At 56.5% G+C, this 23,092-nt stretch carries 21 protein-coding genes; 1 reads left to right on the top strand and 20 read right to left on the bottom strand.

Features of this window, described 5'->3' with window-relative positions:
- Positions 1–264: 264 nt before the first annotated feature.
- The 11 genes from NKK47_RS24450 to NKK47_RS24400 all read right to left on the bottom strand — a co-directional run bounded on the left by NKK47_RS24450 (position 265) and on the right by NKK47_RS24400 (position 11,695).
- Positions 265–1,581, bottom strand: coding sequence for an O-antigen ligase family protein (locus NKK47_RS24450; protein ID WP_352578545.1), 1,317 nt, complete (start codon positions 1,579–1,581; stop codon positions 265–267).
- The gene (locus NKK47_RS24445; RefSeq protein WP_352578544.1) at positions 1,578–2,759 is read right to left on the bottom strand and encodes a tetratricopeptide repeat protein; all 1,182 of its coding nucleotides are present in this window, start codon (positions 2,757–2,759) and stop codon (positions 1,578–1,580) included. The genes NKK47_RS24450 and NKK47_RS24445 overlap by 4 nt, the downstream gene beginning before the upstream one ends.
- The gene (locus NKK47_RS24440; RefSeq protein ID WP_352578543.1) at positions 2,725–5,109 is read right to left on the bottom strand and encodes a GumC family protein; all 2,385 of its coding nucleotides are present in this window, start codon (positions 5,107–5,109) and stop codon (positions 2,725–2,727) included. The genes NKK47_RS24445 and NKK47_RS24440 overlap by 35 nt, the downstream gene beginning before the upstream one ends.
- A 37-nt stretch (positions 5,110–5,146) precedes the next feature.
- Entirely contained in the window at positions 5,147–5,935 is a 789-nt protein-coding gene (locus NKK47_RS24435) for a polysaccharide biosynthesis/export family protein (RefSeq protein ID WP_352578542.1), read from the bottom strand.
- Positions 5,935–6,744, bottom strand: a complete 810-nt coding sequence (locus NKK47_RS24430; RefSeq protein WP_352578541.1) for a tyrosine-protein phosphatase — start codon at positions 6,742–6,744, stop codon at positions 5,935–5,937. Before NKK47_RS24430 ends, NKK47_RS24435 begins: the two co-directional genes overlap by 1 nt.
- Before the next feature lie 515 nt (positions 6,745–7,259).
- Positions 7,260–7,742: a hypothetical protein gene (locus NKK47_RS24425; protein WP_352578540.1), complete on the bottom strand. Its 483-nt coding sequence runs from the start codon at positions 7,740–7,742 to the stop codon at positions 7,260–7,262.
- A 277-nt stretch (positions 7,743–8,019) separates the two neighbouring features.
- Positions 8,020–8,493 (bottom strand): hypothetical protein, encoded by a 474-nt coding sequence (locus tag NKK47_RS24420; RefSeq protein ID WP_352578539.1) that lies wholly within the window; start codon positions 8,491–8,493, stop codon positions 8,020–8,022.
- A gap of 21 nt (positions 8,494–8,514) precedes the next feature.
- Entirely contained in the window at positions 8,515–9,690 is a 1,176-nt protein-coding gene (locus NKK47_RS24415; protein ID WP_352578538.1) for a glycosyltransferase family 4 protein, read from the bottom strand.
- The gene (locus tag NKK47_RS24410) at positions 9,687–10,661 is read right to left on the bottom strand and encodes an NAD-dependent epimerase/dehydratase family protein (protein WP_352578537.1); all 975 of its coding nucleotides are present in this window, start codon (positions 10,659–10,661) and stop codon (positions 9,687–9,689) included. The genes NKK47_RS24415 and NKK47_RS24410 overlap by 4 nt, the downstream gene beginning before the upstream one ends.
- Positions 10,662–10,665: 4 nt before the next feature.
- On the bottom strand, positions 10,666–11,490 hold the full coding sequence (locus NKK47_RS24405) for a class I SAM-dependent methyltransferase (RefSeq protein WP_352578536.1): 825 nt from the start codon (positions 11,488–11,490) through the stop codon (positions 10,666–10,668).
- A gap of 7 nt (positions 11,491–11,497) precedes the next feature.
- A complete protein-coding gene (locus tag NKK47_RS24400) occupies positions 11,498–11,695 on the bottom strand; it encodes a hypothetical protein (RefSeq protein ID WP_352578535.1) in 198 nt (65 codons plus the stop codon).
- A 202-nt stretch (positions 11,696–11,897) separates the two neighbouring features.
- Here NKK47_RS24400 and NKK47_RS24395 point away from each other — a divergent pair, with 202 nt between their 5' ends.
- The gene (locus NKK47_RS24395; RefSeq protein ID WP_352578533.1) at positions 11,898–12,716 is read left to right on the top strand and encodes a hypothetical protein; all 819 of its coding nucleotides are present in this window, start codon (positions 11,898–11,900) and stop codon (positions 12,714–12,716) included.
- Between the two features lie 26 nt (positions 12,717–12,742).
- Here the strand turns inward: NKK47_RS24395 and NKK47_RS24390 are convergent, their stop codons facing one another.
- From NKK47_RS24390 to NKK47_RS24350, 9 genes are all read right to left on the bottom strand, one after another.
- Positions 12,743–14,002, bottom strand: coding sequence for an O-antigen ligase family protein (locus NKK47_RS24390; RefSeq protein ID WP_352578532.1), 1,260 nt, complete (start codon positions 14,000–14,002; stop codon positions 12,743–12,745).
- A gap of 195 nt (positions 14,003–14,197) precedes the next feature.
- Positions 14,198–14,863, bottom strand: a complete 666-nt coding sequence (locus NKK47_RS24385) for a methyltransferase domain-containing protein (protein WP_352578531.1) — start codon at positions 14,861–14,863, stop codon at positions 14,198–14,200.
- 187 nt (positions 14,864–15,050) lie between these two features.
- On the bottom strand, positions 15,051–16,127 hold the full coding sequence (locus NKK47_RS24380; RefSeq protein WP_352578530.1) for a glycosyltransferase family protein: 1,077 nt from the start codon (positions 16,125–16,127) through the stop codon (positions 15,051–15,053).
- Positions 16,128–16,147: 20 nt separating this feature from the next.
- Positions 16,148–16,930, bottom strand: a complete 783-nt coding sequence (locus NKK47_RS24375) for a methyltransferase domain-containing protein (protein ID WP_352578529.1) — start codon at positions 16,928–16,930, stop codon at positions 16,148–16,150.
- Between the two features lie 20 nt (positions 16,931–16,950).
- Entirely contained in the window at positions 16,951–18,207 is a 1,257-nt protein-coding gene (locus NKK47_RS24370) for a lipopolysaccharide biosynthesis protein (protein WP_352578528.1), read from the bottom strand.
- Positions 18,208–18,340: 133 nt separating this feature from the next.
- Complete coding sequence (locus NKK47_RS24365; protein WP_352578527.1) at positions 18,341–19,096, bottom strand: glycosyltransferase family 2 protein; 756 nt, start codon at positions 19,094–19,096, stop codon at positions 18,341–18,343.
- Between the two features lie 20 nt (positions 19,097–19,116).
- Entirely contained in the window at positions 19,117–20,211 is a 1,095-nt protein-coding gene (gene gmd / locus NKK47_RS24360; RefSeq protein WP_352578526.1) for a GDP-mannose 4,6-dehydratase, read from the bottom strand.
- A 100-nt stretch (positions 20,212–20,311) separates the two neighbouring features.
- Positions 20,312–21,580 carry a sugar transferase gene (locus NKK47_RS24355; protein ID WP_352578525.1) on the bottom strand — a complete coding sequence of 423 codons (1,269 nt, stop codon included), beginning with the start codon at positions 21,578–21,580 and terminating at the stop codon, positions 20,312–20,314.
- A 124-nt stretch (positions 21,581–21,704) separates the two neighbouring features.
- The gene (locus NKK47_RS24350) at positions 21,705–23,024 is read right to left on the bottom strand and encodes a UDP-glucose dehydrogenase family protein (protein WP_352578524.1); all 1,320 of its coding nucleotides are present in this window, start codon (positions 23,022–23,024) and stop codon (positions 21,705–21,707) included.
- Between the last annotated feature and the right edge of the window lie 68 nt (positions 23,025–23,092).

Raw genomic sequence — 23,092 nt, 5'->3', positions numbered from 1 at the left:
GCACTTCCGGACAATCTATTCTCGTGCGGGCGTTCTAGCAGATCGTTCCGGTCCAGAACAATGCAAGACAGGCTTGCGGCAGAATGGTTCGGGAATGAATTTTCCATGCAGATGGGTAAACTGGGAAATTTCTGCTCAGCGAGCGATTGCACTTGGCAGGGGCAGGAAAATGTTGCCTGAGCCTCGGAACCCGAGAGCCAGGAGCCGGCTCGCCTCACAGCGGTCCGCCACGTTCTGGCGACACCAGCCGTGGCGACGAGGTCGCTAGGACGAACGTTCGATGGGAACAAGTAGCTTGTCACCATTGTGATCGATCTCGATCATCTCGCTCTTGCGGCTCAAGCGTTCTGCAAATCCTCTGTGAAAGATGATGGCGTTCATATAGGCAAAGGTCATCGCCAGCGCCCCGGTTCGCAATGGGTAGTCAACCAGCGAGTGAATGAGAAGAAAAGATACCGAGAGGAATGCCGCTTTCTGCAGTGGGTCACGGCGAATTCTAACCAATGCAATCAAAAGCAATACGAAATAGCCTACCATAAGCAGGATAGCAGGAATTCCCCCCTCGAAGGTAATTTCAAGGTATTCATTGTGAGCATGATTCACATACTCCCTGAAAATCATGCCTGCTCTTTCGTATATTTGATAGGCCTTCTGGAAATTCCCGAATCCAATACCTATCGCCCAATTGTCTTTGATGCCCTCGATTGTGGTTCGCGCAAATTCTCCTCGCCCGAACGCCGGATCAAGCGCCTGTGCATCCAATTTGGTCCAGGCGCTTATCGTGTAGATCGAAAGTGCGATAAAGATCAGGAGAACGCCGAACCCACTCGCCCTCGAACGAGCTGAGAGAAAGACTACAGACAATACAGTGATCGCCAACCCGATCAGAACACCGGCGCGAGAACCGGCGGCCAAAAGAAGCAGCAAAAGCGCGATCAAGCCGAAGGATCCGGACAAGAGATGCCCGCGGAACAGACCATAATAGACGACGAAGGGAATAGACACAAAAAGCAACGCCGAAAAATGATTTACGTTGGCAAAAAGGCCGGCATTGATCGTAAAAGGCAACAGCCCGACAATAGCGACGTCGTCGGAGAGCGAATATTGAATCGCTCCCGCCAAACCATTGCAGATAACACCCATGAAGAAAAACGGAAGGAGCGCGCTGACCTGCTCGGCACGCAAACGCAATACGGCCAAAAAAAACGCTGCGGCGGCCAGAAGATAAAGCAGGCATTCGACCGTCCGGCCGACCCCTACGCTGATGAAACGAAATCGGCTTTCTCCAACCCAGGGATCTCCGAGCAACAGTTCCGGCCGCAATCCTTTGAATATGGCTGACGGCAATGGGACGATTTGCAAAACGATCAACGCCATAGCGAAGACCAGCAGCCACAGAACAGGCCGGGCGATTGTCTGGCCGGGGGTTTGCGAAAAGACGGCCGCGGCCGAAACTATCGCCGCGACCTCGATCAGAGTGTCTGTGTAAAGGCCGCTCGCAGTACCACCACCGATCAGCAGCGATACAAACAAGACCGTGCCGAGGAGATATTTATCCCATTCCGACGGCCGGTCGTTCAAGATGGAAGTCTCTCAACGCTCAATTTGTGCATTATCAAGGTGCCGACATATCGAAATCGCCAGCTCTCGGCAATGGCGGCGGTCTGCAGCGTCAATAGTTGCATGGGGCAGCCAGTCGGTACAACCGAGAAGTCCTGGCTCAGCTTTTGTCGGTTATATGTACCCTCGGGGATGTTGAACCTCGCTATTTCGCCAGCCGGCCCTAAGCATTTGATCGACCAGAACAATTCCTTTGGAAGCTTCAGGTTTCGCGCAGAGGCAACGAGGGAAATCTTATACGAGCCTGGAGGCAATTGAACATATTGCTGAAGGGCAGTGTTCTTGACCGGGGTATTCAAGAACCGGACCGTTGCCCCACCCTCGCCCTCCACAGCATCCTGGGATGCTGCAAATGTCACTTCCAAGCCCGATTGACCGGGAACCTGCCAATCGAAGGGCTTGCCGCTGGGGACCGGCTCGAACGTGCTGTTAAAAATGTATCCGCCTAATTTTCGCTCTTGCTCAGACAGGGTGAAAAGAAACAGCCGATAGGCTGGTTCATATTGCTTCTGACGAATATAGCCGCTGATCGCGGCTGTGAGTTCACTCGAATTCGGTGGTGCGCTTGATCCGGTCAAATCGAGCAGCAGCCGATTTGCGAAATTGATCTGCTCAGGAGTTTTGATAAGAGCGTAGATCAGACTGGCTCTCCAGGGCGCCTGCGCCCTGATGGCCGTCAGCACGGCTTGATAGCCATCGGGATTCGAGAGAATTGGCGGCATGCCCTCGGCGATCGCCGGAAATTGGTCCGGCCAGCGGCGCAGCAAAATGTCGATCTCGCCAACGGCCTTGGGCAAATCACCTGCTTCGATGTTGCGGCCAATTGACCTCTGTAGCGCATGGATCTCTGTCTTGGACAATTTTCGGGCTTGATCGAAGAGCTGGTAGGCCTCGTCTTTTTCGCCTTGCCGGTATTTGATCTCACCAATCAGGCTATAGAGACGTGCATCGGCCAAATCGAAGGTGAGCGCGCGCTTGGCCTTGGCAAGCAAGGCATCAAGATCGGTAGCATTATTCGTATCGTTCAGGTCACTGCTGATTTCAGCTGTCAATGCGTCGGTGTTGAGCGGGTCCAGCACAAGAGAAACAGCCGGTGTTTCTGTTTCAAGAAATCGACTTAGCCCGATCGAGGAAGCCACCAACACTAGAACGGATGCGACGAACCAAACGACTGAATGTCGGAGACTTTGCATAAGCGGGCTGGCTTGCTCCATCATCGACTTTGCCCTCAATCTTGGGAGTATTCGTGTCCGTCCCGTAGTTATAATACTGATAGTTCATATATTTGTAGGCATAATTGTAGTCGAACTTGTTCACCGCAAACTTTGACATCGCGGCTCCGACCACGTTCGCGCCAGCAGCTCGCAGGCGCTTCAACGCGGTCTTGGCCGACTTGCGCGTCACCTGATTTGTAGAGATGACCATCAATGTGCCCTCAGCGAGTCGGCTGAGAATAGGAGCATCAGAAAGGCCGACAATCGGCGGCGCATCGATAATGACAAGATCGAAGCGCTTGCCGAGATTGGTTACTATCAGAGCCATCTTCGGCGACGAGAGCAGATCCGCGGGATTTGGAGGGATTGTTCCCGAAGTTAGAACGGTCACGTTGGGATATTTCGTCGCCCTGAAGATGCTCGCCAGATCCTCCTTGCGCACGGTATTTGTCAGCAGATTGCTTAGCCCGATCGTATTGTCGAGACCAAACAGGCGATGAAGATTTGGTTTACGGAGATCGCCGTCGACAATGAGAACCCTTGCGCCGAGTGCTGCAAAATCTTGTCCGAGTTTAAACGATGTGGTCGACTTGCCTTCCGAAGGCTCCGAACTCGTGACGACCAGCGATCGTGGGGCGCCTTCCGCACCGGAAAACTGTAGCGATGTTCGAAGCGAACGATAGGCTTCCGACAAGCCGGACTTCTGATCGGCAATACTGGCCATGAGTTCCCGGTCCTCGACGAGCGGCAAGATGCCGAGCATCGCCAGTCCCAATTCTTTTTCGACCTGTTCGGGATTGGTGAAGGTGTTGTTCAGCAGTTCGATAACATAAATGACAGACGCGCTCAGAGCCATGAAAAGGGCCAGCGCGATTGCAAGATTGATGCTCAAGCGCGGGGAATATGGCCGATCCGGCAATGACGCGAAATCGACGATTGCGGCACTTTGCGTCTTGAGCTCGGAGCTGACACCAACTTCGTTCAGTTTGGCGATAAGGTTGTCATATTGCGACCGGTTCGAATCGACCTCGCGCTTGAGAATTGTGTATTTGATGTTCTTGTCGTTGAAGATGACCTGCTGCTTTTCCATCTCAGCAAGTTTGGACTTGAGATCGGCCTCCTTGTTCTGCGCCTCCTGATATTTCAGCCGCAGTGAATCCGTTATAGCAAGCACGCCGTTGTTATAGAGCCGCTGTAACTCCTTGATCTGGGACTGAAGCTGCTGCATTTCGGGAAAACCGGGCTTGAGAATGCCCAGCTTCTGCTGGTACTGGCTGGTCAAATCCGCCAGTTTTTCATTGAGCTTCTGCAGACCTTCGCTTTCCAAAACTGGGGCCAAGCTCGAACCGCGACCTTTATCTATCTGGTCCACAACACGTCCTGCGTCGAGACGGTCCTGGATCGCTGTCGCAAGGGCGGTATTCAGCGCCTCGATGTTCGATCCTATCAGCGACTTGTCGTCGCCGGTTATCGTGATGCCGGCATCCTTCGCGTAAGCGACCAGATCCTCTTCCGATTTCTGGAGCTTCTGCTTCACCTGCAGAACCTGTTCCTGGATGAACTGTCGTGCAAGGTCGGATGTTTCGCTGGTCTGGTCGAGGCGTTGGTCAATAAAGCTTTGCGCGACCTGGTTGGCGATATCGCTTGCATATTTCGGCTTCTGATCGACGAAGGTGATCGATAGCAGGCTCGTGTTGGTGACCAGGTTGACCGTGAGGTCGTCCAAAACACGCTTGATAGCAATTTCCTCGCGCTCCTCTGGGGTCTTCTCCTCAAAGGAAGGCGATTTGGAGATACCGAACGCGCGATAGAAAATATTGCTTAGGGAAAAGGCTGGTGTGGGAAAAAGGAAATCCGGCTTTTCGCTGAGACCCAGTTGAAACACAACACGCTGCGCCAATGCGCGGCTTTTGAGTTTTTCACGTGCGGTCAGGAAAGCCCGCACGTCGGCATTTTCAGAAACTACCTCGATGTCCTGGAAGACCTTGGCCGAAGGGACCAGCACTTCCAATTGCGTCGTTGCCTGGTATTTCGGCGTCTGCATCATCGTGATGATGACACCGGCGACAAGCCCGGCTGCCGCCATAATGACGAACAGCCACCGATACTGGACGACGTAGAAGAGCAGCTTGAGCGGATTGAAGCCCTGTTCCTGCTCCGAATAATCGCGACCGTAGGGACTGTAGTTTTGCCCGCCGTCATAATAGAGGTCGGCGGACAAGGCTTGGCCATGTCCTGGACCTGCAATTTGATGCTGCCTGTTGCGATCGAGCATGGTGAGAAGTGATCCTATTCGACTGACCGGCTACGAACTATATCCCAGGGATGACGGCAATTCGCGCGGCACTGGAGGCTATGCCTAGCGCGTCCTTGAGATTGTTCACGGCAATCTTCGATTTTGAGGCAAAGACGACGACCTTGTCCCCACCGTAGATCCGCGGGTTACGGGCCTTGCCGGCACGAATTTCCTCCACGTTGTAATTTGCGACCAAGGTATTCTGGCCGATATTGCGATAGACGAAGACCTTGCTTGCGTCCCCAACCGGGCTGAAATTTCCTGCCAGAGCGATCGCGTCCAGAAGCGAGGAATTACTCGTTACCGGAAAGATACCGGCCCTGTTGACTTCGCCATCGACGGTTATGCGCTGCCCAATTGACTCCTTTACGAAGATCGTCACATCGGGTGACTGCAGGTAGTTGGCGCCGTAGGCCGTCTCGATCTCTTGCTCCAACTGACGAACGGTTTTGCCTGCCGCGGTAATGGTTCCGATAAGCGGAAGCGATATCTGGCCGCTGGAGTCGACTTGAACTGTTCGGCTCAAATTGTCGACCTGGAATACATTCACTTCGAGTACATCGTTCGGAGACAAAGGCTGCTCGTTGCCGTTCTGGGTGTTTTGCGGCGGAGGCAGGTCCTTCACCACTTTCAGCGCGCCGCCGCCTGAAAGTGGCGTCGATGACGACGTCAATTGCAGCGCATCCACCGCACTCGAGGAAGTAGGTGTCGTCGACGAGGTGCTCGTGCATGCCGACGCTGCAAGCGAAGCTAGTAAGACGAGTGCCATGCCTATGTGGCTTTTTACCAAATGAAAAATGCCCATCACGCGGTCCCGCCCTTGAATAGGCGGCCCAATCCTCCAAAACGGCCGGCGTTACCGGCGGTTGGGTTTTTCGGACGTGCTTTTCCGATCGGCTCAATGGGCCGGTTCGCCAATATTTCGCCTGGACGTTTCAACACCATGTTGCGGGCCTCGTCTTCCCCACATCGCTTGGCAGCAGCAGCAACCGCCTTGGAAAGCCCAGGACGGCGGCGCGTTGCGCTATGAGTATCCGATGCGATGATATCCACCCTGCCCTCGTCAATCAGCTTTTCCGAATAATAAAGCGCCGTGCGTCCAAAAGCACCAACAATCGAGTCCGCGGTAAGCTGGATGAGGCAGCCGACCGCATTCAACCTCTCGATAACGTCGTAATTCGTTTTGATCCAGGTCAAACGCTCCGGATGAGTAAGAATCGGGATAAAGCCGGCATTTATCAGGCGTAGAGCAAGATCCTCCATTCGTGGAGGTAGAACATGATGCGGCGGTTCGAACAGAAAATAGCGCGACCTATTTAAGGTTGGCACGCTGCCCGCCGCCAATTGGTCCGGAAGATCCGGCGCTATGTGAACGTCTGCACCGACGTAGAGAGCAAGTGGTATTGCGGCGCCGCGCAATGCCTGGTGCAACTCTTGAACCGCCCGAACGATGTTCGATGTTCCGTTTTCGTAGACGCCGGGCGTCACGTGTGGCGTGCACGCCATATGGGTCGTTCCGTCGGCCACCGCCAGTCGAGCCATTTCCAGTGATTCGGCAAGACTGGGCGAGCCGTCGTCGAGGCCGGGCAAGATATGGGAATGTAGATCGATCATGGGCGTTTGTGACTGCAGCGAAGCAACGTGGCGACGTCATCCCCAAAAAGTATAAATGCGTCATCCGCAAGACAGCGAATGACGCATTTGTCAAGTTCATGCGATACGATGGATACTAGGTCCCGGCTACTGGCGGACAGAGTCGTCGTCATCATGCAGGCCGATGATCAGCGCCGCACCGGCGGCAAAAGCTGCGCCTGATGTTTCGAGCGCTACACACATGCCGCCCTTCCGCAGGATTGACCTTGATCGTCGCGTTTGCCGTATCCGAAACTTGCACCAACACGCAGCAGCAACAGATTGCGATTCGACCATCTTGCCTGGATAGACCGGCACTTCGCCCCTCATCCCGGCATGTTCGCCAGCCTCAGACATCCGCATGCCGCCTTGGCTTAGGCGACCCCACCGACGCGGCACCAGCATACACGCCAAGTGCGCTCCACCGCCAACAACAGACACACAGCAGAAGCGCCATACGCCTCTGCTGCCGTTGCCTTATTTACTACGCGGTCAACTTAGTCGCTAACGGCGTGGCCGTGATCTTTGTCCGCCGTTGCAGCCAGAACACCAGCCCCAAGAGCCATGCCGCCAAAAATAAGGGCCGGCGTGTAGTTGGTGCTGTTGGTATTGCCCGTCTGGGCGGTCTTCTCAGAACCCAAGACATTGAGGCAGATCTTATTCTCGACACGCGAGATATCGAGCGTCGAATTCGCCGGGACGCTCACATTGCAGCCACCAACCTGAACCGAAGCCGAGCCCTTGGAGCCAACCACGACACGGCTGCCGAAATCAAGCGCGCCGCCCGCTTGCGCCGGGCCATAGCCAGCCACCTGCGAGATCATCACGTCGCCATTGACGCTGCCGAGCGATCCAATCGGATTTACGCCGTTATAGGCGGTTGCACAGGTGCACGACCCATCCTGCGCGAAAGACGACACCGGGGCGAAGCCGGCCAACACAACAACTCCGGCCAACGCACTTTTCAAAACTAGGTTCATCCGCATCAATCCTTCTGTCCCACGTTACCTGAGGCCCACCCAACCGCTAGGTACTCAAGAGCGCGTAACAGCTTTCTGCGCCAATTCCAACCCATTTCGCATATGCGAGATAATTTTTGGTTTCGGTGTGGTTGATTGAACACACCATTAGAATATCGAAATGTATCATCTTTACTGTCGGCCGCAATAGAGCGCGTTTGCCAGCGAGCCAATCCGGCGTTCCTTGGGGCGCTGGCGTCACCTTCGTTTCGACGGCTACGCCACGGGTCCGCAGGAGCTACGAGCCCGGCGCGCAAGGTTTATAGGTCGAGCCCGCCTGCGCGGGCTGCCCGCACAGAATGCGTGCCTCGACGAGCTTCGCAGCAAGATCTGTTCCGCCCAAGGTGAGACACTGCACTACGACGGCGTCACGAAATTTTGGCGCGACATTGCCGTCGCACGGTGTCCCCAAGCCTACGGGTTTGCATGTCAATGCGAGTCCTTGATAGTCCCGGCGCATGGCCTCGGTGACCATGACGCGCATTGACTGGGGCTTGGCAAATGCGACGCCGCACAGCACGATCTTGCGGCCGGCGACCCGCAGATCGTCGATTGATTGGACGTCAAGCTTGCCATCGAACGATGTGGGGACATCCACCGGCTTCGGCGCCGGTGCGCGAATATTTGTTCCCTTGTTGATGACGATGAAAAGAAAGCCGCCCGCAAACGCCAGCGCTATGAATGTAAGTGCGGCTACCTTCCCGATCGACAATTCCCACTCCCGATTGAACGATCAACGCGCGGCGGTTTTGGTCTTTTCAAATAAGGCAAGGAGTGCTGCCGCGTAACCTCGTCGGCGGAGCTGTTGCCGGCCTTGCAGCACGGCGATGCTGTCGCGGACAAAGCGTGGGCGCTGCCCGATTTCGAGCAGACGCTGCGCCAGGGCTTCCGCATCGTCAGGCGGGAAGAAGAGCGCGTCCGGAGCCTGCTCGCGATGCAGCCGGATATCGGACAGCAACATGGGAGCGCCCAGCGATTTCGCCTCTTCAACGGTGGTCGACCACCCCTCGAAATGGGACGGGTTTATCAAACAGTCCGTTGCACCTATCAGGGCGACGACGTCGTCATAGGGGATCAATCCGAGGTGTCGAAAATGGCCTTCGAGCCGATGTGCTTGCGCAAGGTCCATCAGATGCTTGAACAAGGTCGGATCGCGTGGATCCGTGGTGCGCCCCGTCATAATTATTGGCGGCAAGGCGTCCAACGCTCCGAGCCGGGCTATATGCTGCAACGCCTCGACGACCACTTTGTGGTTCTTGTGGATCCAAAACTGGTTGGGCAGGAAAAAGAAGCGCTCGGGCAGATCGTGCGCCCAGCGCGCGGCTTCGGTGCGCGCCATGATGGTGCCTGGATCGAGATCGATGGCGAAGCGCACGACGGCGGTCTTGCCGCGCGAGGCCGGATAGAATGTTTCGCAGTCGGCGAGCGCATCCTCGCTCGAGAGCATTATGGTGCGATTGCCGGACGTCTGCAGACGGAAACCGAGATCTCTGCGCCACCAGGCGCGGCGTGGAAACAGATGCGGCAGGCGACGGTGCTGAAAATCCGGAATCCACGAAATGACCGGCAATGGAAATCGGTTGCCTAACCACTGAGCGACTTCAAATACGAGATCGACAGCGTGTGCGACCATAAGATCGGCAAAAGCCCGATCGCTTCCGCCAGCGAGTGCGATCAGCCCTCGCTTGCCGAGCCCGGCGCCCGTGACCCGGTCGTCGACGATAGCCGGCGCGGCCAACATGTGATCAAAGGATGCGCCGACGCTCGCGTGCTGCTCGGGCGTCAAAAACAGCTTCGCCTGAACCTTGCCGCCCAACTCCGAGGCGATGACGCTCAGCATATTGCGCAGATAGGACTCGCCGCCGGACCACGTCCCGCGGCCAATGAGCGTGAAGCCGACGGTGATCAAGGCGCGAAGCGTCGCAAATCGCCGACCGGCTCGCCGAGAACCTCGGCGCGATACCAATCGACATATCCCGCAATGCCCTTGCCGAGCGGCATCTGCAACCGAAGTCCTTCCGGGACGCCGGAGGGATCCGAGATCAGATTGACAGGGTCGCCCGGCCGGGATGCTCCCGAAAACGCGAGGCGATGCTTCCCGCCCCAGGCTTCCAGGACCATCCCGGCAATCGTGCTGACGGACGCGGCGGCGCCGGCACCCCCATTATAGACGGCGAAGCTTGCTGCATTGGCGGGCAAGACGCGATGGATCAATCTCACGACATCCGAGACATGGTGCCAATCTCGCATTTCCGCTCCGGTGCCACCAAGCACAATGTCGGTTTCGCCGGCCGCGAGCCTGCCGCAGAGGTCCCAGAGAAGTTGCTTGCGCAGCCCCTCGCCGTAGACGGAGAAAAGCCGTGCCACCGAGACCGGTTGCCCATATGCCGTGCAATATGACCGGCCCAACTCCTCCACCATGCGCTTGTGATAGCCGTAAGGGGAATAGGGATCGAGCGCTGCATCGACACCGATCGGGCCGAAATGGCTACCGCCATAGACGGCCGCGGACGATGCCAGAACGACGGAGGTATCCGGTGCATGACGACGCAAGAAATCGAGGATGCAAGCCGTGGAACCGACGCTTTGTTCAAAGTCCTTCAGCGGCTCGGCAATCGACCGGCCTACCGTCGAGCCGCCTGCCAGATGATATACGGCCGCCGGGCGACCATATGCGGCCAGAGCAGCGCCCATCGTTTCCGCGGTCACCCCGCCGGAAAAAAAAGCGCCGCCAGACGCGATGGCGAAGCCAGGCGCTTCGCTTCGGCCGAAGCCGAGGACAAGGTGGCCTTGCTGGGCAAGAAATCGCGACAGGTGCAGGCCAATGAAGCCACCGGCTCCAGTCACCCAGACAGGCTTCGCCTCGTTCAGCTGCGTCACCAACTCAGCCCTTCCCTTGCTTATGGCAAAGGAAAGAAACCAGGCGGCCGGGCCGGCGGTCGAGCAGTGCTGCTACCGCGGCAACGGCACCGAAGGGCAGAGGCGACAGGGCCGTGCGGACGAGCCCCGACAGCGGGCCGAAGACTCCCGCGAGCCTCTCGCGAATTTCGGATGCTGTCATCGGGTCATAATTCACGACGGATTGGAAAGAGCTCATTTCGCGATCGATCGTCAGCCCTGCCCCCTGCAGCGCAGCGCGGTAGTCTGTTAGCGTGAAGGCATTCTCCCCGCCATAGAGATGATGCAGCGGATGAGCGCGCAGAAACGGTTCCAGCTGTTTCGGTCCGGAAATCACATGGTCGCGCAACGACAGGAACGTCGCGCCATCGCGGGAGAGCCGCGCAACTTCGCGGCAGAATGCCGGCAGGTCATGGGCATGATGAAGCACTTGCCTGGCAACGACCAGATCATAGCCGGCGGCGCTCAGCGGGATAGCCTCGCCGAACGCTTCGAGCACATCGATGTTCGTGCCTGTCTTTTCGGCAAGCGTCCGGATTGCAGCAGCACCGACCAGCGCGCTGGGATCAGGCTCGACAGCAGTAACCGACCAACCCTCGCGCGCCAGGGCATAGGAGAGGATGCCGTTGCCGGCGCCGAGATCAAGAGCACGCCCCGCCTTGCGCGGGATCATGCCGCGAACCGCCTGAAACTCCGCACTTTCGTGGTAACGCTGCGCCGCGGCGACCGGATCATCGAAATAAGCGGCACGGGCGAGATCCTTCATCGATGGCTCGTTCATGCACCAGCGAACGGCATCTTCCCAGGTCATGGCCATTTCAGGCATGGAGAGAAACCATGTGTTGAATGATCCGCGCCGGATGTTCGGCAACTGCGTAAGGCGGCACGTTCTTGGTCACAGCGATCTCGATCTCCTCGTCAGATTTGTCAGATGCGTCCACAACGGCCGCCGCGAGGCCCAGATTGGCGCGTGCAGCAGCGCCTCGGTCATAGGCTTGCGTGCTTCGCTCGTCCACTGTTCCACCGCGGATAATTTCCGGCTGCTAAGAAGCACGGCCTGCCCCTGTCACCCTGCGACAATGCATCCCTCTCTTCACCAGGACGTTGTTCGAATTTTCCAGCTACGCTACCGTTTCTTGACTCGTCAAGTTCAGGTCATGAGGAATTCAATCCATGCGATTTTCACCAGCGCAAACGTTCGCGAATTGGCGAGGCCGGATGCGCAACGTCTCGTTTTTCAAGACTGTTTCCTGTGTGATGTGCCTTTTGGCCGGCACGTGGCCCGCATTGCCGCAGGCTCGCCAACCGTTCAAGGTTTTCGAGACTTTGCTGTTTGAGAACGGGCCAAAAGATTTCCGCTCGTTCGGCCTGGACCATCTCACGATTGCGGATCCACACGTCCTGGGATTGGACGTGCCGAATGCCAACCAGGTGCGGCAAGCTCTAGAACTGCCAAGGAGCAACCATTTCCTGGTGATCGACATCGAAAACTGGCCGTTGGAAGGCCCCGACCAAGCATCTTCAATTGCTAAATATCAACAAACTTTGAGCCTTTTCAGAAGGGCAGACCCGAACGTCAAGCTCGGCTTCTACGGCGTCATGCCGATCAGGGATCATTGGAGAGCGATCGGCCATGATGGTGCCGCGGCTCAGGAGGACTGGAAGCAGCAAAACACCAGGATCGCCTCCGCTCTTGTCCCCTACGTCGACGCGCTGTTTCCATCCCTCTACACGTTTTATGGGGATCAGGATGCCTGGATAGCCTATGCGCAAGCCAACATCGGTGAAGCCCGACGGGTCGCGCAAGGAAAACCGGTTTACTGCTTCTTATGGCCGCAGTTTCAAAAGACCCTAGCTTTCCTGCCCGGCGACTTCTGGTATGCTCAACTAGACACTTGCAGAAGATTGGCAGACGGGATCGTCATCTGGGGTACGATGCGTGGCGGTCTAAGCGACGGGCCAGTAAAATGGGATGAAAAAGCCGAGTGGTGGCAGGCTACCTTGAAATTCTTGAGCGAGATTGACGAAGCGCAATAGTGCCGAAAATACGGCGAACGCGCATCTCACTTCCGAGCGGCAACATTATTCGCTGCCCAACCCTCGCCGGCCACAGCAAATCGAGCAGGGGTACGCCACGCCATGCGCCGCTGCGACCATTGGTCAAATGACCTCATGGCATTGACCCGGAAAATCAAGACCGTGACGACGATCCAGAGGAATGCTGACCCCCAAAGGGATCCGGAGAACTGCGCGCCGACGATGGCTTGCGTGGCCAGAAGCGGCAAAAGCACCAGGCGTTTGTCGGCTAGGAATTTTATCGCCATTCCCAGTTTAACGAAAACCGGGATAAATATTGCCATACCGAGAAGACCAGCCGATTGAAGGATCTCCATGAACATATTGTGGGGGTATACGAACAAAGGCAATTGCGTGCCCCAGCCAAACAAAGGGCTTTGCTGAAACAGTCCCCACGAGAGCGAAATCGATCCGAGCCGTTCGGTGGTCGAATTGTCTTTCCCGATCACCGTCAGATGGAATTTGTCGAGCAGCGGCGTTATGTCAGTGATGGCCAACGCCAATACCGCTCCGGCAACAAACAACAAGCACACGAGCATGGTCGTGAAATTCGGACGGAGTAAGGGAAATAAAACGATACAACACCCCAAAGCGACAAGCGGCCCGCGGGCCGCCGCTAGATAGATAGCGACTGCCGAGGCAGACACTACACTCAGGATAACAATCTTTATGATCTTGCTTTGATCAAACCTAAGCAGGGTGTATGACGCTATAAGTGTCGTCAGGCCGGCATGACCTACGGATATGGGATTCAATCTTTCGAAATAAACACGATCTGTCGTATCGACCAGCACTGCATTTGAACCACTGTATTGGAGCCAAACGATACCCGCCACACTCAATGCGCCGACGGTGAAAAGTGCCCACGCCACGTTGATCTCCGACCACGTATTTGTCGATAACGCCAGAAGAGCAGCTGGCACAACCGAAGTGATCAGGGCAAATACGAGCGCGTCCGACGCTCCATCGATGTTGTAATCGGCATCGATGCCGAGTTTTGTTAGGTAGAGCGCGGCGAAGGCAAATAGCCACACATCTCCGAATCGCCATGCCTTGTGCCGGTCCGACCAAAAAAATGCGATGCCGCTTAGAGCAATTACCAAGATGCGGAAGGCGATCGATAATTTTGCGTCCTCCCGCCCCGTAGCAGACGAGAAAACTCCTATTAGTGGATAACCGGCAACCGCCAGGGCGAAACTCCAGGCCCATAAGTCCTTGTAGATCGGAACGTGTTTGCTGATGTACATGGGGCTGGAGGTTCACTAGTTAAACGGCAACAGCGATACCATGCCTTGTCCAGTTGAGACAACGGTTGGCACCGGCTCATCATACATGTTGGCTAAAGTTGCCGTTAAGCTTGATCCGGTGACACGCCGCGGTTCTCGGGCAACCGAATGCCCAAATGGAATTTGCGAGCCGGCTTCCGCGCCGTAGCGGTCGAGCTACTTCCACAAGTCCATGATCATGGACAATGGACGTGGGCGGCTCGCGACACGGGGGTCTCTATATGAAGTGCGCAGCACCCGTCCATATGATTCGTCGACGGGCTTGATGATCGCGTTGCCGTCCGGATCGTAACCTTCAAGCACCTCCCATTTCGAGAATGGACTTGCGGCTGCGAGTGCAGTGACGCTTTCGTATGTCGGGAACCACAAATGCCCGCCGCCGGTGACGACGCCATTTTCATATCTGCCGCCACCGACAGGGTCGAATACGAACCGATCGCCATCCTTGACGGACCGATCCCGGTAAACATCGAAACGATAATCGGGCACGCTCATCCGGAACAATCCGCCCGGCTTCAGCACGGTATGGATGTACGCAAAAATCTGCGGCAGTTTCTCGTACGCTACGTGTTCAAAGACATCCTCGGATTGATAAATATCGATGCATTCTCTTAGCGGCATCGGCTGCGTCACATCGTGGTTGATGTTGCGAGGTGACGGGCTGTAGGGCGTCAGTCCGATATGCGTATCGAACTGAGGGAGATTGCGTGTCAGCCGCCCCGCGTAGAGCTTGCCGCACGATCGCGCATCGTCCCAGGTGGCGATACGAAACCCGAAGGTTGCCAGGCGCCGTTCGACCTCGTCGGCAATTTTTCCATACATGTGCGTATCTCCAAAAAAACCAATCGTCTGACAAAGGCTCGCCTCCCACGAAGGAGCCTCAAGGGCCAGCTATGACAAGAAATTCCTGCAGGTGTTCAGAGCAAGCATACCAAAAATTCGTTGGCACACAGAGGATTCCCAGCCATCAAAACACAACGTCGCTATTGGCCGTGAAGTCAATGGGCGGCTAGGCCAGTTCGACAAACCGCTCGAATTGGCGCTGCTTGCTGTATTCTTCACGAATCGCGCGGTTGCCGGCCCAGCCGATCCTGTCCCAGCTCCCATCGTCCAGCCGCTGTTCGATTCTTTTCGAGACGTCTTGCGGCTGCTCATAGACAATCATGGTTTCGCCATCGCGCATCGGCCCGGGGTAGTTACCGGAGTCGGAAACCAGCAGAGCTCCAGCGCCCATCGTTTCGAAACAGCGCATGTTGCCACGATCCGGGCCTGCCATGTCGATCGAGGCATTGATCACGACCTTGGCCCTTCCAAGCTCTGCATACATGGCGCGACCGAATACGGGAGGCGCGCTGACTTTGCGGATCGCAGGCGGGCGGCGCACCGCGCTCAGCGGACCGAACCAGCCAAGCGGCGTCTCTGCGAGCGGCGTATAGCGTGACAAATGCAAATGAAAGACAATGTGGCGGCGGCCGGCAAGACGCGCGACCGTCTCCAGGATCTCCCGCCGACGCTGGTGGTGGCGACTATAGCCGCCGAAGAACAGGACATCGATGTCTCTGTTCCGATTCGCAGCCACTCTATCGAGCTCCGAGTCGTGAGCCGGAAAGAAGTCCGCCGTCCTGGCGCCCTGCTCTTCCCAGATCTGTCGCATGGACGGAAAGTTGCAAAGCACGAGGTCATAACCAGAAAAGTCGATCTTGCCTGGTGCGGCGCGCCAGGCAATCTTTCGTTTCACGTGCCCAGGCAAGCGGCGCACAAAAGCGGCGCCGTAACGAAATGGGTCCAGATTGTAGAAGACATCTGTCTTATGATGCTCGATCTGGGCAAGAAGGATGTCTTCCAATGGCGTGTCTTCGCCAAGCCCGTTTTCGCGTGCCCACGCCCGCTGCAGCGATTCGTCATCGCCATTTGTAAAGAACGCCTCCGGATGACGGTCAAGCACCGGCAAAAGAATGTGCGCGGCGCCGTAGCGATCGTTCAAAAATACGTCCTTCTGCTGCTCGAATCCGCTGGCGCTGCCGACGAGATCGGCCAACCGAGGTTGATAGGTAGGATTGATCCCGGAATTTTGAAAAAGTCGCATGGCCTCGTTCTTGCTGGCAGCTAGTCTGCGGGTCTTATGGCGCTGATGACGAAACCTGAACAGAAGACGCGCCAGTCCAAGGCCGCACAAAGGTTCTCGAATAGAGCGACGGAAACATAGGCAGGCAGAAAGAAAGCGAAGTAATCGCTGGCACGGTAGAATGGCATGACATCAATCTTCTCGAATCCTTGCTGGCGAAACACCTTTGCCATATCCGAGGGCGAGCAATGGTCGAAAAAGGCCGGATACCCAGTAACGCCCACCGCCGACGGCCGGAGGTAAGGAATCAGCCATTTTTGCATAACTGGCCCGACGAGCCGCAGCGCGATCGAATAAGGATGCCATTTCGAGGGCATGTAGTGGTGCATCGCACCGCCTGGCCGCAATGCGGAAAACATCGAGCTCGATGCTGCTCTGTTGTCCGGCACGTGCTCCATCAACGTGATGGAAATAAGCATATCTGCCTCGACATTGACTGGCTGCTCGATCGACTGGACGATAAATCGATCGTAGACGGTATAGCAGTCAGGCCGCTCCTCGATATCCAGGCCAATATAGCTAAAGCCGTGACCGCGCTGCAGAAGTGGCCGGTCGATCCCGCCGACCTCCAGGATTGCCGAAGGCCTGAGCCGTGCAATGTCGTCGGCGATACGGCGCTCGAGCTCCGCTTTGTAGGACGGGGCGCCGAAAACCCTGGGCAAGCGGCGTTCGAGCCAGGCGGCGGCGCACCTGTTCCAACCGATAAACCTCTTGAGAACCACCGCACCACCCTTCGTGCCAACTGTTTGATTGGGAGACAGCATCTACATTGCTATCCTTAGATTCATGCCATTACCCGTTCGCTCATCTCTGCCTGCAGACTTACCGCTCTCGTCGCCCGGTCGCAAAATGCCAAGTGAAGAGCATAGCTGACGGCAGTTGCCAGACCATACCAGACCATGACGGTTGCTGGACTGCCCGGTTCCACCCACCAGACCCAGCCGAAGACACACAGCGTAAAGACAAACCTGCTCAGTTCCCAGGTGAACTGAAGCGATTGGCGATCGACAACGACAAGAGTCATGGTCACCGCGATTGCCACAAAACGCATATATGCGATCGGAAATCCGATGGCACACAGTTTTCCGGCTAGTGCCCAGTCTGTTCCAAAGATGAGGGGAACCACCTTCGCCGAGAGCAGCATTCCCAAAATCGTTGGCAAAAGGCCGACGGCGAGCAAGTAGAGGAGCGAACGTCGAAATGCGCGATTCAAGCTCCTTTTGTCAGAGCGATAGAGCGTAGAGAATTCCCCTGTAAAGACTTGCGAGATCGCCATCGCGATGATCCCGACGGGCATCAAAATGAACCGCTCTACAAGTGCGTACTGTCCAGCAACTGTGAGGTCGAATAGGGCGAAAAAGGCAAACGGCACAATAGCTGCGCTGAGCGCAGATAGAAGGGCTCCCGGGAACGTGAGAAACCCGAACTTTTGGAAGCGAATTGCCGTAATTTTCATTACAGGAAAGGAGGCAGGAGAGATCAACGTTCGCCAGAGCTTGCCGCTACCAAGGAGGATAGAAATACTTCCGACGACTCTTCCGAACGTGTCGGCCAGAACCAGGCCAACTCCTACGAAAGACAGAACGGCACATCCAAGGGCACCGACCGAGAAACCCACCGATTGAGAGATCTTCGAACGTGCACTGAGGCGGTAGTCACGTTCGCGGATCGGCAAATAGCTGAGCATCTGATAGATTCCCGCGATTGCCATCGCGGCCGGCAAGAAGAAGAGAACGCCCTTCAAAGATGATGCGACGCCTGGCATCCACAAGTCGACGGTGCCGGAGACGAAAAATGCAATGATGCTGGTCAACATGCAGAGCCGAAATGTTAATTTCAGCAGGTTCTCCAAAATTGGCCCCGGTCTCGCGCTTAGGATCGCCAATTCGTAACGGAAGGCGACAAAGATGACCGCTACGTTCAGTATGGAAACATAGATCTGATAGCGACCGAATGCTTCCGCATCGTAGAGTCGTGTCAGCGCGGGCAGAACAGCAACTGCAATGATCTGCGCAATTACCGACCCCGACAGGACCGTCAAGATGCTTCGAAACATTCGGCCTTGCCAGGTTTAGAGGAAGCGACTGATTGCACTAGGCCGGACCGCCCCGCTGCAAGTGACGAGAAGCCACGTGACTAGCTTCCTCGCCCAGGAAGACAGCACTCATCCTCGCCTAACCTCGCCGCGCGAAAACGAACTGCCGGATTTTCCGCGCCGGTTTGGCAATGAGCGCATAGTCGACGGGGCCGGATCCGAGCCAACGGCGCCTGGCACGCAACGCTTCCAGGTTGTGCCCGATATGCGAACGGAAGCTCCTTGTGCTGGCGCCTCCGACCATCATGTCGACGAGGACCTGATCGATTGTCCCGATCCTGAAGCCATGGAGCTCGACGGCCCTCAGCATCCAGTCGTAGTCCGAGGAGACTTTGAGCGTCAGATCGAACGGCCCGTTCTTTTCGGCAACGGCGCGGCGGACATAGAAGGTCGGGTGGGCAGGCATCCAGCCGGAGCGGAACCCGTCACTGGGTCTCGGCTCTGCTCGCCAGCGGCGGACCACTCGCTTGCTTTCATGGTTTTCAACAAAGTCGAGGTGGCCGTGGACAATATCGCTTTCAGCAAGCGCCTCGCTGATCTTGCCGAGCACGGAAGCGTCGTGAAATGCGTCGTCCGCGTTAAGGGCTCCGATCGCCTCACCCGTGCAAAGTGTCAGCCCTTTGTTCAACGCGTCATACATACCGCGGTCGGGCTCGCTGATGACCTGCAATCCTTGCCCAGCATAGGAGCGGACAATCGCGAGCGTTTCGTCGGTCGATGCACCGTCGACGACGATCAATTCCTTGTCCTGGTGATCCTGGGCAAAGAAACTGTCGAGCGTATGACGAATCGTTGCCGCCGAATTCCAGCAGACCGTTAGAACGGAAATCTTCATGTTCGCAGGGCTCGTCGCGGCTACCGGGCCGCCTTGCGGTTGTGCTCTTCGTCAAGCCGGCGATGCTCGAATTCGCGCGCCACCACCTTGAGGTCGGATTGAACCATCTCGCCCACCATCTCATCTAGCGACGTTGTCGCCTTCCAGCCAAGGATCCGTTCGGCCTTCGAAGGGTCACCGAGCAGCAGGTCGACCTCGGTCGGCCGGAAATAGCGCGGATCGACCTCGACCAATATTCTGCCGGTTTTCGTGTCGACACCCTTTTCGTCAACCCCGGTACCGTTCCACTGAATGCGGACCCCTACTTCGGCGAAGGCGAGTTCGACAAATTTCCGAACGGAGTTCTTGATCCCTGTGGCCAGCACATAGTCGTCCGGGGTTTCCTGCTGAAGGATCCTCCACATGCCTTCGACATAGTCGCGCGCATGTCCCCAATCGCGCTCGGCAGACAGGTTGCCGAGATAAAGCTTGTCCTGAAGGCCGAGGCTTATCGCGGCAGCCGCGCGCGTGATCTTGCGGGTGACGAACGTCTCGCCGCGCATCGGGCTTTCGTGGTTGAACAGAATTCCGTTGGAAGCGTGAATGCCATAGGCTTCGCGGTAGTTCACCGTGATCCAGTAGCCATAGATCTTGGCGGCCGCATAGGGGGAGCGAGGGTAAAAAGGCGTCGTTTCCTTCTGTGGAACCTCCTGCACCTTGCCATAGAGCTCGGAAGTCGATGCCTGATAGAAACGCGTCTTTTTTGTCAGGCCAAGCAGCCGGATGGCTTCCAGAAGCCGCAATGTGCCGATCGCGTCGGCATTCGCCGTATATTCCGCGGTTTCGAAGCTCACCTGGACATGCGATTGCGCCGCGAGATTGTAGATCTCGTCCGGCTGCACTTCCTGGATTATGCGGATCAGGTTCGTCGCATCGGTCATGTCGCCATAGTGCAACGAAAAATTGACGCCGGTTTCGTGCGGGTCCTGATAGAGATGATCGATACGGCCCGTATTGAAAGACGACGAACGCCGCTTGATGCCGTGGACTGCATATCCCTTGGCGAGCAGGAGGTCGGCGAGATAAGCACCGTCCTGGCCGGTGATGCCCGTAATTAGCGCGGTTTTTCGGCTCATTTCATACCCTTCGGCAGCTTTAAACACATGATGGCCAAGCATTGTCCTGGCCCTGTGTTCGACAGATAAATTTTGATGGAGGCAAAATTCAGCACGGTCTCTATCGAGATCCGAACCCACTTAGCAGAGTCTTCAACGTTCTCAACACGATGACGAAATCAAGCCACGGCGAGAAATTCTTGATGTAGTAGAAATCATAGTGCAGCTTCTCGGTCTCGTCGTCGTCTTCCGACACATATCCTTGATTCACTTGAGCCCACCCGGAAATTCCGGGACGGACGATATTTCGGTAGCGGTAGAATGGCAACGCTACCGAATAATGGGATGACAACACTGTCGCCTCAGGGCGAGGCCCGATCCAGCTCATTTCCGAACGAACGATATTTATCAACTGCGGCAGTTCGTCAATTCTGCTTCTGCGAAGGAAGCGACCGAGCCGGGTAACCCTGCTGTCACCCGGCTTGGTGACGGCGAGGCTGCGAACGTTTGCCGCCTCAGGTTCACTGACGGTCATCGTCCGGAACTTGTAGACCGTAAATGACTTTCCGCCGAAGCCCAGGCGCTCCTGGCGAAATATGGCGGGTCCGGGAGATTCCAGCCTGATCATCAGCGCGATCAACAACAGGAAAGGCGCCAGCACGATCAGCGCCAACAGCGCACAGACCCAGTCGATCGCCTGTTTGATTTTGATATAGGCCTGGTTGGGATTAATTGAGCCCAGCGTGTTTTCGGATAAATGCTCGATTTCGACGCGACCAGTCAGCGATTCGGTGATTTGCTTGACATGGTAGACCGGAACTCCCGCAAGCGCCCGGTCGGCAATGTAGCGCTCCCAATCGTCGGACAGATCGGCGCGCAGATCGGCAACGACGCCGTTGACGCGATCAATGATCATGTCAGGGGAGACAAGCCAATGCCAGTTCACCCCGCCTATCTCGTCTAGACGACCAACGGCGCCGCCTGGAACCACAGCAAGACTGTAAGGATCAAGGCGCCGGCTTACGATGGTCAAGACAAAGTACCAGAGAATTGACAACGTCAAGCTGCTGGCCGCCTGGAAACCACTATATTCAATTCGAAACAGGAAAATCGCCAAATAAACAAACCCATAAGACAATGCAAATGTTGGAAATATGTAACCCGAAGCCGCAATGCCTGGGAAATTACCGATTCGCCGAAAGGCGAAATAGCCTATTGTATGCGCGACGATGCCTGCAAAGATCGTAATCTGCAGGTTTGTATAATACGCAAGAGACGGGTCAACCAGAATCCGGATCAGCGCGGGGAGCAGGATTGCGAACGCCAAACCGCCCAGGAGTTGAAACCTGACCCTGTGCACAAGGTGCCGCTGTCTCGGCCGATTCATCATGACTATGTTCAAGTTAAAACGCTCTCTTGCGGGCTACTGGATTTAAGTTTTTTCCAAATGCGTCTGGCTGCTTCCATAGTTCTCCGCAGAACTCGGGCAAATCGAAATCCAGGTCGCCGGACGTTCACCTGACAACATGCCGCTCTCGGCCAACGCTGGAATAGGCTATCCCTTGCTTCACGACGTCCTCGCTGCGGTAGACGTTTCGCAGGTCGACCATTATCGGCGTCGCCATGAGCGCACGGAGCCGCTTCAGGTCCAGTGACCGAAACGCGTTCCACTCGGTGACGATGACGATCGCATGCGCGCCGTCGGCCACCGCGTAGGCGCTTTCCCCGAATTCAATGCCCTCTATCATCTTGCGCGCCTGCTCCATGCCGACCGGATCATAGGCCTTGATCGAAGCGCCTGCATCCTGGAGTGCCTGAATGATGGTCAATGAGGGGGCGTCGCGCATATCGTCGGTGTTCGGCTTGAACGTAAGGCCAAGGATACCGACAGTCTTGCCGCGCACAGAGCCGCCGCAGGCCTCAACCACCTTGCGCGCCATCGCCCGCTTGCGCTGGTCGTTTATCGAGACCGTCGTTTCAATCAGCCGCACCGGGCTTGCCGCGTCCTGCGCGGTCTTGACCAGTGCCAGCGTATCTTTCGGGAAACAGGAGCCGCCATAGCCCGGTCCAGCATGAAGAAACTTTGCACCGATGCGGTTGTCCATGCCGATGCCGCGCGCGACGTCCTGCACATCGGCCCCCAACCGCTCGCAGAGATCGGCAATTTCGTTGATGAAGGTGATCTTCATGGCCAGAAATGCGTTGCCAGCATATTTGGTAAGCTCAGCCGTACGCCGGCTCGTATAGAATATCGGCGCGACATTCAACGAGAGTGGACGGTAGATCTCGCCCATGACGGCTTTGGCCCTTTCGGCATCGGTCCCGACAATGATGCGGTCGGGCCGCTTGAAGTCCTCGATTGCCGATCCTTCGCGAAGAAACTCCGGATTGGAGACCACCGCAAAATCGGCGGCGGAATTTTGCTCGCGGATGATCCGTTCCACCTCATCGCCGGTACCGACAGGGACGGTCGATTTCGTCACCACGACCGTAAATCCTTTGAGCGCGCGGCCAACTTCGGCGGCCGCATCGTAAACGAAGGACAGATCGGCGTGCCCATCGCCACGCCGTGACGGCGTGCCGACGGCTATGAAGACGACATCCGATTGAGAAACGGCATCGGCCAGATTGTCGTCGAAACGCAAGCGACCTTGCGCGGTATTCGTGGTGACGAGGTCGTCGAGCCCTGGCTCATAGATCGGTATCTTGCCGAGTTTGAGCATGGCAAGCTTTTCCGCATCCCGGTCGACGCAGCAGACCTGATGGCCAAAGTCGGCGAAGCAGGCGCCCGAGACGAGCCCTACATAGCCGGCACCAATCATTGTTATCCGCATAGCGCGTACTCTCATTAGCGCCGACGAGACGATCTCGTCAGACAGCGCCTAGTCCCACCGAAGAACGG

Origin of the sequence: Mesorhizobium sp. M0019 (assembly GCF_040323975.1) — a bacterium.
Lineage (GTDB): Bacteria > Pseudomonadota > Alphaproteobacteria > Rhizobiales > Rhizobiaceae > Mesorhizobium.
This window is presented reverse-complemented; position numbering and strand designations above follow the sequence as displayed.

What these genes read in the sequence shown, in the direction of transcription:
- NKK47_RS24405 (WP_352578536.1), bottom strand. Translation starts at nt 11,490, where the DNA reads ATGACCTGGGAAGATGCCGTTCGCTGGTGCATGAACGAGCCATCGATG.
- gmd (WP_352578526.1), bottom strand. Translation starts at nt 20,211, where the DNA reads ATGAGCCGAAAAACCGCGCTAATTACGGGCATCACCGGCCAGGACGGT.
- NKK47_RS24365 (WP_352578527.1), bottom strand. Translation starts at nt 19,096, where the DNA reads ATGAAGATTTCCGTTCTAACGGTCTGCTGGAATTCGGCGGCAACGATT.
- NKK47_RS24425 (WP_352578540.1), bottom strand. Translation starts at nt 7,742, where the DNA reads ATGAACCTAGTTTTGAAAAGTGCGTTGGCCGGAGTTGTTGTGTTGGCC.
- NKK47_RS24435 (WP_352578542.1), bottom strand. Translation starts at nt 5,935, where the DNA reads ATGGGCATTTTTCATTTGGTAAAAAGCCACATAGGCATGGCACTCGTC.
- NKK47_RS24440 (WP_352578543.1), bottom strand. Translation starts at nt 5,109, where the DNA reads ATGCTCGATCGCAACAGGCAGCATCAAATTGCAGGTCCAGGACATGGC.
- NKK47_RS24380 (WP_352578530.1), bottom strand. Translation starts at nt 16,127, where the DNA reads ATGCGACTTTTTCAAAATTCCGGGATCAATCCTACCTATCAACCTCGG.
- NKK47_RS24385 (WP_352578531.1), bottom strand. Translation starts at nt 14,863, where the DNA reads ATGTATGGAAAAATTGCCGACGAGGTCGAACGGCGCCTGGCAACCTTC.
- NKK47_RS24375 (WP_352578529.1), bottom strand. Translation starts at nt 16,930, where the DNA reads ATGCTGTCTCCCAATCAAACAGTTGGCACGAAGGGTGGTGCGGTGGTT.
- NKK47_RS24395 (WP_352578533.1), top strand. Translation starts at nt 11,898, where the DNA reads ATGCGCAACGTCTCGTTTTTCAAGACTGTTTCCTGTGTGATGTGCCTT.
- NKK47_RS24430 (WP_352578541.1), bottom strand. Translation starts at nt 6,744, where the DNA reads ATGATCGATCTACATTCCCATATCTTGCCCGGCCTCGACGACGGCTCG.
- NKK47_RS24390 (WP_352578532.1), bottom strand. Translation starts at nt 14,002, where the DNA reads ATGTACATCAGCAAACACGTTCCGATCTACAAGGACTTATGGGCCTGG.
- NKK47_RS24350 (WP_352578524.1), bottom strand. Translation starts at nt 23,024, where the DNA reads ATGCGGATAACAATGATTGGTGCCGGCTATGTAGGGCTCGTCTCGGGC.
- NKK47_RS24355 (WP_352578525.1), bottom strand. Translation starts at nt 21,580, where the DNA reads ATGATGAATCGGCCGAGACAGCGGCACCTTGTGCACAGGGTCAGGTTT.